General features: G+C 73.9%; 12 protein-coding genes. 7 read left to right on the top strand and 5 right to left on the bottom strand.

All coding sequences use genetic code 11. The features are described 5' to 3' along the window. Positions 1 to 25: 25 nt before the first annotated feature. Positions 26 to 478: a WXG100 family type VII secretion target gene (locus ACZ6NC_RS30325; protein ID WP_465737032.1), complete on the bottom strand. Its 453-nt coding sequence runs from the start codon at positions 476 to 478 to the stop codon at positions 26 to 28. 225 nt (positions 479 to 703) lie between these two features. Between ACZ6NC_RS30325 and ACZ6NC_RS30330 the strand changes: the two genes are divergently transcribed. Both ACZ6NC_RS30330 and ACZ6NC_RS30335 read left to right on the top strand, forming a co-directional pair. Continuing rightward, positions 704 to 1,918: an 8-amino-7-oxononanoate synthase gene (locus tag ACZ6NC_RS30330; protein ID WP_465737033.1), complete on the top strand. Its 1,215-nt coding sequence runs from the start codon at positions 704 to 706 to the stop codon at positions 1,916 to 1,918. Positions 1,919 to 2,128: 210 nt separating this feature from the next. Beyond that, positions 2,129 to 2,659, top strand: a complete 531-nt coding sequence (locus ACZ6NC_RS30335; RefSeq protein ID WP_465737034.1) for a hypothetical protein — start codon at positions 2,129 to 2,131, stop codon at positions 2,657 to 2,659. Positions 2,660 to 2,737: 78 nt separating this feature from the next. Here the strand turns inward: ACZ6NC_RS30335 and ACZ6NC_RS30340 are convergent, their stop codons facing one another. The 3 genes from ACZ6NC_RS30340 to ligD all read right to left on the bottom strand — a co-directional run bounded on the left by ACZ6NC_RS30340 (position 2,738) and on the right by ligD (position 5,337). Continuing rightward, positions 2,738 to 3,613, bottom strand: a complete 876-nt coding sequence (locus ACZ6NC_RS30340; protein ID WP_465737035.1) for an aminoglycoside phosphotransferase family protein — start codon at positions 3,611 to 3,613, stop codon at positions 2,738 to 2,740. Continuing rightward, on the bottom strand, positions 3,610 to 4,260 hold the full coding sequence (locus ACZ6NC_RS30345; RefSeq protein ID WP_465737036.1) for a GNAT family N-acetyltransferase: 651 nt from the start codon (positions 4,258 to 4,260) through the stop codon (positions 3,610 to 3,612). The genes ACZ6NC_RS30340 and ACZ6NC_RS30345 overlap by 4 nt, the downstream gene beginning before the upstream one ends. 69 nt (positions 4,261 to 4,329) lie before the next feature. Continuing rightward, a complete protein-coding gene (ligD, locus tag ACZ6NC_RS30350; protein ID WP_465737037.1) occupies positions 4,330 to 5,337 on the bottom strand; it encodes a non-homologous end-joining DNA ligase in 1,008 nt (335 codons plus the stop codon). 66 nt (positions 5,338 to 5,403) lie between these two features. Between ligD and ACZ6NC_RS30355 the strand changes: the two genes are divergently transcribed. Beyond that, complete coding sequence (locus tag ACZ6NC_RS30355; RefSeq protein ID WP_465737038.1) at positions 5,404 to 6,465, top strand: ATP-dependent DNA ligase; 1,062 nt, start codon at positions 5,404 to 5,406, stop codon at positions 6,463 to 6,465. An 85-nt stretch (positions 6,466 to 6,550) separates the two neighbouring features. Here the strand turns inward: ACZ6NC_RS30355 and ACZ6NC_RS30360 are convergent, their stop codons facing one another. After that, positions 6,551 to 7,906, bottom strand: a complete 1,356-nt coding sequence (locus tag ACZ6NC_RS30360; RefSeq protein WP_465737039.1) for a serine hydrolase domain-containing protein — start codon at positions 7,904 to 7,906, stop codon at positions 6,551 to 6,553. 243 nt (positions 7,907 to 8,149) lie between these two features. On the opposite strand from ACZ6NC_RS30360, the gene ACZ6NC_RS30365 reads away from it, so the two are divergent. The 4 genes from ACZ6NC_RS30365 to ACZ6NC_RS30380 all read left to right on the top strand — a co-directional run bounded on the left by ACZ6NC_RS30365 (position 8,150) and on the right by ACZ6NC_RS30380 (position 12,294). Further along, entirely contained in the window at positions 8,150 to 9,055 is a 906-nt protein-coding gene (locus tag ACZ6NC_RS30365; RefSeq protein ID WP_465737040.1) for an ABC transporter ATP-binding protein, read from the top strand. After that, positions 9,052 to 9,708, top strand: a complete 657-nt coding sequence (locus ACZ6NC_RS30370; RefSeq protein WP_465737041.1) for a hypothetical protein — start codon at positions 9,052 to 9,054, stop codon at positions 9,706 to 9,708. The genes ACZ6NC_RS30365 and ACZ6NC_RS30370 overlap by 4 nt, the downstream gene beginning before the upstream one ends. Before the next feature lie 327 nt (positions 9,709 to 10,035). Continuing rightward, complete coding sequence (gene tdh, locus ACZ6NC_RS30375; RefSeq protein WP_465737042.1) at positions 10,036 to 11,064, top strand: L-threonine 3-dehydrogenase; 1,029 nt, start codon at positions 10,036 to 10,038, stop codon at positions 11,062 to 11,064. 36 nt (positions 11,065 to 11,100) lie between these two features. Next, complete coding sequence (locus ACZ6NC_RS30380; RefSeq protein ID WP_465737043.1) at positions 11,101 to 12,294, top strand: glycine C-acetyltransferase; 1,194 nt, start codon at positions 11,101 to 11,103, stop codon at positions 12,292 to 12,294. The last annotated feature ends 449 nt before the right edge of the window (positions 12,295 to 12,743 follow it).

Below are 12,743 nucleotides of genomic sequence, written 5' to 3' on the forward strand. Positions count from 1 at the left end.
GGTGGTCTGGTCTTCCCCCGGGTCCTCAGTCGTGCTTCTGCGCGAACTGGCTCTGGATCGAGGCCTCGGTCGCCTCGTAGTTCTGCGCGGTGGTGTGCAGGTTCTGGCTGATCGTGCCGAGGGCCTGCTCCAGGGTGTGGGTCTGGCCCTGCCAGACGCTCCACGCGTTGTTCAGCCCGGCGCAGAGGCTGAATCCCATCAGCGAGGTGACCGCGCTGTTGACGTGTTCCCAGGGCTGGCCGCATTCGGTGCGCACGGAGCCCTGGAGGGCGGCGGCATTGTTCCCGGCCTGCCGGATCATGCCGGGGTTGGTCGTGACGGTCTGGCCGCCGCCGCTCGCCGGCACGGTGACCGGGGCCGTGGTGCCGGCGGCCGCCGCGGCCAGGTCCGGGAACTGCTTCTTCGCGTCCGCGGTCAGGTTTCCCGAGCTGTCGAACAGCCAGGGATTCATCCGGCGCTCGAATTCCAGGTCTGCCATCTGTGTAATCCCCCCATGTCAGATCGCTGGGGGAGCGTAGCCGATCGAACAGATGACTGAAAATTCTTGACAAAGGCTTTAGATTCTTTACGAAATGCTGGCAATGGAAATGAATCAGAAGCAATTCGTAGATGAATCCAAGGTTAACCACACATGAATGACGTGGTGACCGTGTGCCGCGTCGCACATTGCCCGCCCCGCGCCCGGCGTGCCAGAGTGCCGACCATGGCCCATCGCACAGTGTCCGAACCGCCCGTCCTCGCAGCCCCGGACGGCGCCCCCGCGCCGGGCGCCGTCTTCGACTGGCTCGACGAGACAGCCGAGTTGCGCGCCCGCGCCGGCCTCACCCGGACACTGCGCAGTCGCCCCGCCGAGGACCCGGTCCTCGACCTCGCCGGCAACGACTACCTCGGCCTCACCCGTCACCCGGCCGTCACCCGGGCCGCCGCCGACGCCGCACTGCGCTGGGGCGGCGGCGCCACTGGCTCCCGGCTGGTCACCGGCACCACCGCCCTGCACACCGAACTCGAAGCCGAGCTGGCCGAGTTCTGCGGCGTCGAGGCGGCCCTGGTGTTCTCCTCCGGATACACCGCCAACCTGGCCGCGCTGACCGCGCTCACCGACCCGGACACCCTGATCGTCTCCGACGCCTACAACCACGCCTCACTGATCGACGGCTGCCGGCTCGCCCGCGGCGACGTCCACCGTGCCCCGCACAGCGACCCGGACGCCGTCCGCACCGCGCTCGCCGGGCGCACCCACCGCCGGGCCCTGGTGGTCACCGACTCCGTCTTCTCGGTCGACGGCAACGCCGCCCCGCTGCCCGAACTCTCCCTCGCCGCCCGCGCATCCGGCGCCGCACTGCTGGTGGACGACGCACACGGGCTCGGCGTCCTCGGCCCCGGCGGCAGCGGCGCCCTGGCCGCCGCCGGCCTCGCCGGCGAGCCCGACACCGTCGCCACCGTCACCCTCTCCAAGTCGCTCGGCTCCCAGGGCGGCGCCGTCCTCGGCCCGCGCCGGGTGATCCGCCACCTCACCGAGACCGCCCGCACCTTCATCTTCGACACCGGCCTCGCCCCCGCCGCCGCCGGCGCCGCCCTCGGCGCGCTGCGCCTGCTGCGCGCCGAGCCGCACCGCGCCGAGCGGGCCCGCGAGGTGGCCCGCACCCTCGCCGGCCGGCTCACCGCGGCAGGCCTGCACGCCTCCACCCCGGACGCGGCCGTCGTCTCGGTGCGCGCGCCCGGCCCGGAAGCCGCCGTCGCCTGGGCCGCCGACTGCCGCCGGGCCGGCCTCGCCGTCGGCTGCTTCCGCCCGCCCTCCGTCCCGGACGGCATCTCCCGCCTCCGGCTGACCGCCCGCGGCGACCTGACCGACACTCAGATCACCGACGCGGTAAGGATCATCGCCTCCCTCGCACCGGAGGGCGCCCGCACCACCTGACCGCAACCGCGCGCCACCATCGGTGTGCTGCTGCGCCGCCTCCCTCTGCCTCCTCGTCTCCGGCAAGGGCGCGGACGGCACGCCTTGACCGCCCGCCGCCCTGCGGCGGCGGCACCATCGTGAGGACGGTACCTGCCCCCGGCACCGAACCGGGCGAACCGGGCGGCCCGGGCGCGCGTCCCAGCAATGGGAGCGACGGACAGGGGTGGGATGGAGCCGGACATTCGGCGCGCGCTCGTCAAGGCGCTCACGATCGCCGCCGCGGTGCTGGCGCTGCTCGGGGCCGGCGGCTGGGGTACGGCCGTGGCGGGGGAAGGGCTCGGGTACGCGGCCGGGCTCTCCGGCACCCCCGGCGTGCTGGTCGCCGACCGGTGCCTGCGCACCGACACCGCCGAAGCCGTCCCGGCCGAGAGCGGCGACTGCCGGGGCACGTTCTACCCCGACGACGGCGGCGTCCCCAACGAGCACGCCCGCATCGACTGGAAGGTGGACACCCACACCCGGGTCCGCGTCTCCTGCGACGACGGCGTGTGCCGCCTGGCGGGCACGGCGGGAGCGCTGTTCTGGCTCAGCATGCTCCAGCTCGCCCTGGCGGCGGTCGCCGTCGGCGCCTGCCTGGCCGCCCGGCTGCTGCGCCCGCTGCTCCCGTGGGCGTGGCTGGTGACCGCCCTCGGGGTCACCGCCGCCATCCTCCTGGTCGGGGCGTTCGCCTTCTTCCTCGGCGCCCTCGCGGCTCGCTGAGCCCCCACCGGGCTCCGGCCCCCGACCGGGGCCCTCGCGGCGTGCCGTGCCCCTCGCGGGCACACCGGGCGCCGGGCCTCAGAGCCCGGCCAGCTCCGCCAGGAACGCCGTCCCCGCGTCCCGCCGCCCGGCCGCCACACGCGGGGCGGCGACGATCACGGCGGTGGCCCGGCACCAGGCGAGCACCCGCTCCGGGTCCGAGCCCGGAACGAGCGCCGCCAGCGCGGAGATCCGCCCCTTCAGCGCGGGCAGGTCGGTGACACCGTCGACCGCCCAGTCCACCAGGTCGAAGTCGGGATCGCCGAGGGACGGCCGCGGGTCGATCGCCACCGGCCCGGCAGGGCCGGCCAGCACGTTGCCCGGATGCAAGTCGCCGTGGACCAGCGCCACCGGGCCGCCCTCGGCCAGCTCCCGCGCGAACGCCCGCGAGGCCGGCGGCACGGCGCCGGGCGCCCGCCGCTCGGTGAGGTCGAGGAGGAACTCCACCCGTTCCGCCAGCGGGCCGAGCGCGAGCCCGTCCACCGGCACCGACCGCAGCGCGCCGAGCAGCGGTGCCACCTCGGCCGGCCGCCAGCCCTGCTGCCGCAGTGTCCCGCCCGGGCGCACGTCCTCCAGGAGCAGGGCATGCGCGGCCGGCTCGTAGGCCAGCAGCCCCACCACCGACGCCGGCCCGCTCCAGGCTCGCAGCGCCACCGCCTCCTGCCGGGCCACCTCGCGGTCGGGCGTCAGCTTCAGCCAGACACTTTCGCCGCCCGCGCTGTCACCGCCGGCCCGCGAGCAGCGGAACACCCGGGCCGTCCCGCCCCCGCCCGCCGCCCGCACGGTCAGCCCCCAGCGCCCGGCCAGCTCCGCCACCAGCGACGGCAGCCCCTCGCACCACTCCTGCGCCGACGGCCCGAACCGCACCGCCAGCCGGGCCCGCGCCTCCGCCGGCACCGCCAGGAGGTCGCTCACGGCCGCCCCACCACCAGCAGCGTCTCCGCGCCGACCGGCCGGTACCCGGCCGCCTGGAAGGCGCGCACGCTGGTCGCGTTGCCCGGCGCCTGCTGCGACCAGATCCACTCGCCCTCCGGCAGCACGTGCCGAGCGCTCACCGCCAGCTCCCGCCCCAGGCCGCGGCCGCGCGCCTGCGGATCCACCTCGACCGAGCACTCCCAGCGCCCTGCGACCCCGCGGCCGAGGACCAGCACCCCGCCGTCCACGGTGAACACCCGGACGTCCTCCCGGTAGCGCAGCGCGCGCACCACCCGGGGGTGCTCCCGGTCCTCGACCGGCTCCAGCGCCAGCGGCGGCTCACCCGGCAGCCGGCCGGCCACCGTCAGCAGGTCGATGTTGTTGACCACCCGCCCCGTCCGCTCGGCGAACGCCGTCAGGAACGGCGGGCAGAGCGGCGCCGCCAGCGGGTCGCTCGGCACGGCGGCCAGCACGGCGTGCACCCAGGCCGGGTCCTCGTCGGTGAACACCACCGCGTGCGCGGAGAACGACACCACCCCGGCCTCGCGCGGCGACGGCTGCGGCACCACCGTCACCGACCCGTCCGACGGCGGGAACACCCCGCCCGCCGCGTCCGCCAGGATCTCCCGCAACCCGCGCTCGCCCACCCCGAAACCCCTCCCGTGCCCGCCGTCTCCCGACGGCGCCAGCCTACGTGATCACTTCCAGCCTCGTGATCATGTCTTCTTCGCCCGGCTCGGCTGCACCCTGGTCGGCTCGCCCGCCGCCTTCGGATGGTCCGGCGGATACGGCAGCTCACCCATGCCCTCGTCCCGTAGCTGTCGCTCGTACAACTCCAGCAGCCCGTCCAGCCGGAACGCCTGGTCGTCCATCTCCGCCTGAAGGTCGCCGAGTTCGGCGAACCGCGGTGGCAGCGTCCGCAGGTCGAAGTCCTCCGGCGCGGCGTCGTCCAGCTCCTCCCAGCGCAGCGGCGCCGACGCCGTCGCCCGCGGCCGGGCGCGCAGCGAGTACGCGGAGGCGATCGTCCGGTCCCGGGCCATCTGGTTGTAGTCCACGAAGATCCGCTCGCCGCGCTCCTCCTTCCACCAGGCCGTCGTCACCCGGCCCGGCAGCCGCTGCTCCAGCACCCGGCCCAGCGCGATCACCGCATGCCGCCCGTCGGTGAACGTCCACCGCGGCTCCAGCGGCACATACACGTGCAGGCCGCGCCCGCCCGAGGTCTTCGGCCAGCCGCGCAGCCCGAACTCCTCCAGCACCGCCCGCAACTCGTGCGCCGCCCGCACCGCGTCGTGGAAGTCCGTACCGGGCTGCGGGTCGAGGTCGATCCGCAGCTCGTCCAGATGGTCGGTGTCGCCGCGCCGCACCGGCCACGGGTGGAAGGTCAGACAGCCCAGGTTGGCCGCCCAGAGCACCGCCGCCGGCTCGCTCGGGCAGATCTCGTCCGCCGACCGCCCGCTCGGGAAGCTGATCCGCGCCGTCGGCAGCCACTCCGGCAGGCCCTTCGGCGCCCGCTTCTGGTAGAAGAACTCGCCCTCCACCCCGTCCGGGAAACGCTGCAGGGTGGTCGGCCGGTCCCGCAGCCCGCGCAGCACCCCGTCCGCCACCGCCAGGTAGTACTGCGCGACGTCCAACTTCGTGAACCCGCGCTCCGGGTAGTACACCTTGTCCGGGTTCGACAGCCGGACGCTGCGGCCGGCGACATCCAGTTCCACGGCTGAGCCCATGCGTCCCACGCTAAGCGCGCCCCGCCCGGCGCGCGCCCCGGAACGGTTGGCGCGAGGATCGGAGCCATGGACCTGCCCGTGATGCCGCCGGTGGCGCCGATGCTCGCCAAGTCGGTGGCCAAGATCCCGCCCGGGATGCAGTACGAGGCCAAATGGGACGGCTTCCGCACCGTCGTCTTCCGCGACGGCGACGAGGTCGAACTCGGCAGCCGCACCGGCAAGCCGCTGACCAGGTACTTCCCCGAAGTGGTCGAGGCGCTGAAACGCGAGCTGCCACCGCGCTGCGTCCTGGACGGCGAGGTGGTGATCGCCCGCGACGGACGGCTGCGCTTCGAGGAACTCCTCGAACGGATCCACCCGGCCGCCAGCCGGGTCACCATGCTGGCCGCGCGCACCCCCGCCTCCTTCGTCGCCTTCGACCTGCTCGCCCTCGGCGACGCCTCGCTGCTGGACCAACCGCTCTCCGTGCGCCGCCCCGCCCTGGAGACGGCCCTCGCCGACGCCGCCGACCCCGTCTTCACCGCGCCCGCCTCCACCGACCGCGACCTCGCCCAGAGCTGGTTCGCCGAGTACGAGGGGGCCGGACTCGACGGCGTGGTGGCCAAACCGCTGGACCAGCCGTACCGGCCGGGGGAGCGGACCATGTTCAAGATCAAGCACGAGCGTACCGCCGACTGCGTGGTCGCCGGCTACCGCGAGCACAAGAGCGGCCCGGTGGTCGGCTCACTGCTGCTCGGCATCAACGACGCCGAGGGCCGGCTCCAGCACGTCGGCGTCTGCGCCGCCTTCTCGATGGCCCGCCGGCGCGAACTCGCCGAGGAACTGGCCCCGTTGCTGATGGACGACACCTCCGCCCACCCGTGGGGCGGCTGGGCCGACGAGGCCGCGCACGCCGACGCCCGACTGCCCGGCGCGGTCAGCCGCTGGACCGGCGGCAAGGACCTCTCCTGGGTGGCGCTGCGCCCCGAGCGAGTGGTCGAGGTGGCGTACGACCACATGGAGGGGACGCGCTTCCGGCACACCGCCCAGTTCCGCCGCTGGCGCCCGGACCGCACCCCGGAGAGCTGCACCTACGCGCAGCTGGAGGAGCCGGTCTCCTACGACCTTTCCCGGGTGCTCGGGATCTGACCCGGGCGGGTACCCGGGATCCGACCCCGGATCCGACGGGCGTCAAAACTGCCGTTGAGGAGGCTCTCTGCCCCGAGCTGCGCGCTCAGGCCACCGCGGGCGAGGGCGAGCTGCTCTCCGGAGCCGCCGGGAAGGAGTAGACGTTCCCCGGCGAGACGATCTCGGTGATCGCCTGCGCGAAGAGTGTCGACGGCTCCGAACCCCGGTACGGGACATCGGTGTTCAGCAGTACCACCAGCGTCGCCTGCGCCGACGGCAGGTAGACCGTCACGCTCTGGTAGCCCGGCAGCGAGCCGTTGTGCCCGATCCACCCGTGGTTGATGAACAACCCCAGCCCGTAGCCGAGGTCCGGCACCCCGGTGGGCGGGGTCTGCAGCCGCTCGGCCTGGGTCACCGGATTGAGCAGCGTGCCGGTGGCCAGCACCTTCGCCCACTTCTGCAGGTCGGCCAGGTCCGAGATGGCCGCGCCCGCCGCCCAGGCCCAGGACGGGTCCCAGTCGGTGGCGTCCGCGATCGCGCCATTGGGCGTCTGGTTGGTGTACCCGCGGGCGTGCGGCTGCGGGAACGACGCGTCGGTCGGGAAGACCGTCCGCCCCAGCCCGGCCGGGTCGAACACCTGCTGCTTCAGGAAGCTGCCGAGCGGCTGCCCGCTGATCTTCTCGATCACCAGGCCGAGCAGCACCGTGTTGGTGTTGGAGTACTCGAACCGGGTGCCCGGCGCGAAGTCCGCGGGGTGCTTGAACGCGTACGCCAGCAGCTGCTGCGGCGTGAAGACCCGGTTCGGGTCATTGAGGAAGGCCTGCACGAACTCCGGGTCCGCGGTGTACGAGAACAGGCCGCTGCGCATGTCGGCCAGCTGGCGCAGGGTGATCGCGTCGCCACCGGGCACGTCCGGGATGTACTTGGTGATCGGGTCGTCCAGGCCGGCTCTGCCCTGGTCGACCAGCCGCAGCAGCCCGGTGACCGTGAAGGTCTTCGTCTCGCTGCCAATCCGCATGTTCAGGCCGGTCACCATCGGAGTGCCGGCGATCTTGTCGGAGACGCCGAAGGCCTTGAGGTAGCTGTCGTCGGGGGTGGTCAGGCCCACCATCACCCCCGGGACGGAGGTCTGGCTCAGCACCCGCTGCACCGCGGCGTCCAGCCGGGCGGTGACGTCCGGCGTGAGCCGCACCACGGCGCCGCCCGACGTGCCCGCCGAACCCGACGTGCCCACCGAACCCGACGCGCTCGCCGAACCGCCGGCCGAGGAGGGGCCGCTCGCCGAAGGGCTCAGCGCGGCCGGCACGGCGGTCACCGCCCCGGCGGCCGACGGGCCGGACGCCGCCTTGCCCGAGCAGCCGGCGGCGGCCAGCAGCGCGGCCAGGGCCAGCGCCGTCGTGGCCGCCCGCACGGGGGAACGGCGGCGCAGCGTGGGTAACGTCCGTCGTCCGGTCTTCGTCATGGTCGGGCTCATGGTCGAGGCGCCTCTCTGCGGCGGACGGCCCCGGAGCAGCGCTCCACGAGGCCGTGGGGGAGCGATCGCCACCGTATGCGCGCCGTGCCCGGCCCGCGCGCCGGGCCGCCGCCCCGCTGGCCCGAACGGACGCAGCCCCCGCCACCGCCCCGCCCGGCACCGCGACACCCCGCCCCCACCGCGGCGCAGTAGGGTGCGGAAGGTGAACGGACGTCAATGGGAGCCGACTTGTTGCGATGCGAGGCAGTGAGCAAACGCTACGGCGCAGGGCGGTGGATCCTCCACGACGTCGACCTGCACATCACCGCCGGTGACGTCCTCGCCGTCCTCGGCGGCAACGGCTCGGGCAAGTCCACCCTGCTGAGAATGCTGGCCGGACTCTCCCGCCCCACCTCCGGCCGCATCACCGGCCGCCCCCGGGAGACCGGCTACGTGCCGGACCGCTTCACCGCCAACGACCGCATCTCCGCCCGCTCCTACCTGACCCACATGGCCCGCATCCGCGGCCTGCCCACCACCGCCGCCCGCGACCGGGCCGACCAGCTGATCGACCGGCTCGCCCTGGCTGGCGGACCGGACGCCCCGCTGCGCACCCTCTCCAAGGGCAACGCCCAGAAGGTCGCCCTCGCCCAGGCCCTGCTCGTCCGGCCCGGACTGCTCGTCCTCGACGAACCCTGGTCCGGCCTGGACGCCTCCGCCCACGGCGTCCTCGGCGAACTCATCGACGAGGTGGCCGCCGAGGGCGGAGCCGTCGTCTTCACCGACCACCGCGAGGCGATCACCAGAAGCCACGCCACCGACGCCTACGCGATCACCGAGGGCCGGGTGACCCGCCGCGACGGCGGCCGGCCCACCGCGCAAGAGCCCGCCGCGCACGAGCGCGCCGTCGCCGAGATCGTCCTCAGCGCCCCCGCCACCGGCACCGGTGCCACCCCGACCGGACCGGACTGGTACGCCCTCCCCGGCGTGCTGGACGCCGCCCGCCGCGGCGAGTGCCTGGTGATCCGGGTCGAACGGCGGCACTCGGACGCCCTCCTGCTGACCGCACTCCGACACCACTGGTCCGTCGACGGCCTTGTCTCGGCCGCCGGCCCCACCCACGCCGAAGGCGGCGCGTCGAGGAAGGCGGCCCGGTGACCGCCCTGGTCCGGTACCTGTTCACCACCATGCTGCTCTCCCAGCGCTACCTCGCGCCGGTGCTGCTCTTCCTCGGCCTCCTCACCGTGCTCACCAGCAGCGACAACGGCCCGCTGACCGCCACCTACGGCTCGGCGGCCGGCGTCATGCTGCTCTGCTCCACCTGGCTCACCATCGCCCAGATCTCACTGGAGGACCGGGCCCACCACGCCGTCGTCGCCGTCAACGCCGGAGACCCACGCCGCGTCCTGCTCGGCTCGGTCTGCACCGCCGTCCTCTGGTGCCTGCCGCTGACCGCCCTCGGCCTCGCCATCCCCCTGCTGACCGGCACCCACCGGCCGACCGGCGCCGACCTGCTGCTCGGCACCGAGGCCCAGCTCACCTGCGCCCTCACCGGCATCGCCGTCGGCCTGGTCTGCTCCCGCCTGGTCTTCCGGCGGCAGGGCTACGCGCTGCTGCTCGCCCTGGTGCTGCTGCTGACGCTGATGGTGGCCAAGGGCCTGCCCCCGGTGAACCTGCTGCTCTCCCGGCTCACCACCACCCCGCGCTCGGCCGACCTGCTGGTGTCCACCGGAGGCCTGCTCGTCGTAGCCGCCGGAGTCCTGGCGGCCGGGGCGGCGCTCGCCCACGCGATCAGCAGCAGGAGGAGCTGAACCCGGAAGGCACCAGCTCCGCCGGGGAGCCTCACGCCGGGCAGGCCGGCCGCCCGCAGGCTGTCGCACGCTCGGCACGCTCCGCGCGCGCCGCGCGCTGCGCCGAAAGGGTGGCCACCGGCACGCCGTGAAGCCCGCCCGCCGCTGCTCGGGCACGATCGTTTAGCCCAGCTGTGGCGGCCCTTAAGAATTCCTCGATGGACCGCACCCCCTCCCACCAGGCAGATTGCTCCGTGCCCGGTGCGAGGAGGCAGGACTCGCCACCCCGCCGGGCCCCGCCGGCCTGCCCACACCAGGCCGCCCCCTCGTGCGTCAGGAGCCGCCGCAGTGAAGGCACTCGTCAAGCAGAAGGCAGAGCCCGGACTCTGGCTGATGGACGTCCCGAAGCCTGCCATCGGCCCCGGCGAGGTGCTGATCAAGGTGCTGCGCACCGGCATCTGCGGCACCGACCTGCACATCCGCAAGTGGGACGGCTGGGCGCAGCAGACCATCAAGACCCCGCTCGTCCTCGGCCACGAGTTCGTCGGCGAGGTCGCCGAGATCGGCGCGGCCGTCGCCGACATCGCGGTCGGCGACCTGGTCAGCGGCGAGGGCCACCTGGTCTGCGGCAAGTGCCGCAACTGCCTGGCCGGCCGCCGCCACCTCTGCCGCAACACCGTCGGCCTCGGTGTCGGGCGCGACGGCGCCTTCGCCGAGTACGTCGCGCTGCCCGCCTCCAACGTCTGGGTCCACCGCGTCCCCGTCGACCTCGACGTCGCCGCGATCTTCGACCCGTTCGGCAACGCCGTGCACACCGCCCTCTCCTTCCCGCTGGTCGGCGAGGACGTCCTGATCACCGGCGCCGGCCCGATCGGCATCATGGCCGCCGCCGTCGCCAAGCACGCCGGCGCCCGCAACGTGATGATCACCGACGTCTCCCCGTACCGGCTCGACCTGGCCCGCGAGGTCGGCGTCACGCTCGCCCTGAACGTCGCCGAGCACACCATCGAGGAGGGCCAGCAGAAGCTCGGCCTGCGCGAGGGCTTCGACGTCGGCCTGGAGATGTCCGGCCGCCCCGAGGCACTCCAGTCGATGATCGCCAACATGACGCACGGCGGGAAGATCGCCATGCTCGGCCTGCCCGCCGAGCAGTTCCCGATCGACTGGGCCTCCGTCGTCACCTCGATGATCACCATCAAGGGCATCTACGGCCGCGAGATGTTCGAGACCTGGTACGCGATGTCCGTCCTGCTGGAGGGCGGCCTCGACCTCAGCCCCGTCATCACCGGCCGCTACGCCGCCGCCGACTTCGAGGCCGCCTTCGACGACGCGGCCAGCGGCCGCTGCGGCAAGATCATTCTTGACTGGACCGCCTGAGCCCGCCCGAGCCTCCCCGCTGACTAGGAGTCTGCTGTGTTCGACAACGTGCGCGACGACCTCGCCGCCACCCTCGACGAGATCCGCGAGGCCGGCCTCTTCAAGCCCGAGCGGGTGATCGGCACCCCCCAGAGCGCCGCCGTCACCGTCACCGGCGGCGGACGCCCCGGCGAGGTGCTCAACTTCTGCGCCAACAACTACCTCGGCCTCGCCGACCACCCCGAGGTGCTCACCGCCGCCAAGGACGCCCTCGACCGCTGGGGCTACGGCATGGCCTCGGTCCGCTTCATCTGCGGCACCCAGGACGTCCACAAGGAGCTGGAGGACCGCCTCTCCGCGTTCCTCGGCCAGGAGGACACGATCCTCTACTCCTCCTGCTTCGACGCCAACGGCGGCGTCTTCGAGACCCTGCTCGACGAGCGCGACGCGGTCATCTCCGACGCACTCAACCACGCGAGCATCATCGACGGCATCCGCCTCTGCAAGGCCCGCCGCCACCGCTACGCCAACCGCGACCTGGCCGACCTCGAGCAGCAGCTCAAGGAGACACAGGACGCCCGGCGCCGCCTCATCGTCACCGACGGCGTCTTCTCCATGGACGGCTACGTCGCCCCGCTGCGCGAGATCTGCGACCTCGCCGACCGCTACGACGCGATGGTCATGGTCGACGACTCGCACGCCGTCGGCTTCGTCGGCCCGAACGGGCGCGGCACCCCCGAACTGCACGGCGTCATGGACCGCGTCGACATCATCACCGGCACCCTCGGCAAGGCCCTCGGTGGCGCCTCCGGCGGCTACGTCGCGGCCCGCCGCGAGATCGTCGCCCTGCTGCGCCAGCGCTCGCGGCCGTACCTGTTCTCCAACTCGCTCGCCCCGGTCATCGCCGCGGCCTCGCTGAAGGTGCTCGACCTGGTCGAGCAGTCGACCGAGCTGCGCGAGCGGCTGGCCGCCAACACGGCGCTGTTCCGGTCGAAGATGACCGAGGCCGGCTTCGAGATCCTGCCCGGCGACCACCCGATCGCCCCGGTGATGATCGGCGACGCGGCCAAGGCCGGCCGGCTCGCCGAGCTGCTGCTGGAGCGCGGCGTGTACGTGATCGGGTTCTCCTTCCCGGTGGTGCCGCACGGCCAGGCCCGGATCCGGGTGCAGCTCTCCGCTGCGCACTCCACCGAGGACGTCGAGCGCGCCGTCGCGGCCTTCGTGGACGCTCGCGCGGTGATGGGGGAGTAGCCCACCGCGCGCGGGCGCCATCGATCCTGGCGCCCTGTCGGACCGCCCGTGGTCCGTCCGCCCGGAACCGGACGTGCCACGGGCCCCCGAGCCGCCGTGCGGCGGAGGCCGGACCGGCCCGCCTCCGTCGCACGGCACCAAAGCCCCCGGGCTCCCCCGGGGGCGGTACGACCCGCGGCGAGACCGCTATACGCCCGTGCCGGAGCGGGCCGTGCGCGTGGGGCCCGCCGTGCCGCCGAGGGCTGGCGTGCCGCCGAGGCCGGCCGCGCCCCCTGAGGCCGGCCACGCGCTTGAGGCCCGCCGTGCCACTTGAGACCATCTGCCCCACCCTCCCGCCCGGGAGTGGGGGGGGGGGGGGGGGGGGCTCCCGCCCCCCCCCCCAGAACGGGTGTCGGCCCTTTCCCCCCCTTTTCCACCCCCAACTTTCGGTCGGGAGGGGGTTGGGAGGG

This window comes from Kitasatospora sp. NPDC041988 (assembly GCF_055588525.1).

Coding starts and splice junctions, on each gene's coding strand:
- ACZ6NC_RS30325 (WP_465737032.1), bottom strand. CDS start 478: ATGGCAGACCTGGAATTCGAGCGCCGGATGAATCCCTGGCTGTTCGAC.
- ACZ6NC_RS30360 (WP_465737039.1), bottom strand. CDS start 7,906: ATGACGAAGACCGGACGACGGACGTTACCCACGCTGCGCCGCCGTTCC.
- ACZ6NC_RS30335 (WP_465737034.1), top strand. CDS start 2,129: ATGGAGCCGGACATTCGGCGCGCGCTCGTCAAGGCGCTCACGATCGCC.
- ACZ6NC_RS30355 (WP_465737038.1), top strand. CDS start 5,404: ATGGACCTGCCCGTGATGCCGCCGGTGGCGCCGATGCTCGCCAAGTCG.
- ACZ6NC_RS30330 (WP_465737033.1), top strand. CDS start 704: ATGGCCCATCGCACAGTGTCCGAACCGCCCGTCCTCGCAGCCCCGGAC.
- ligD (WP_465737037.1), bottom strand. CDS start 5,337: ATGGGCTCAGCCGTGGAACTGGATGTCGCCGGCCGCAGCGTCCGGCTG.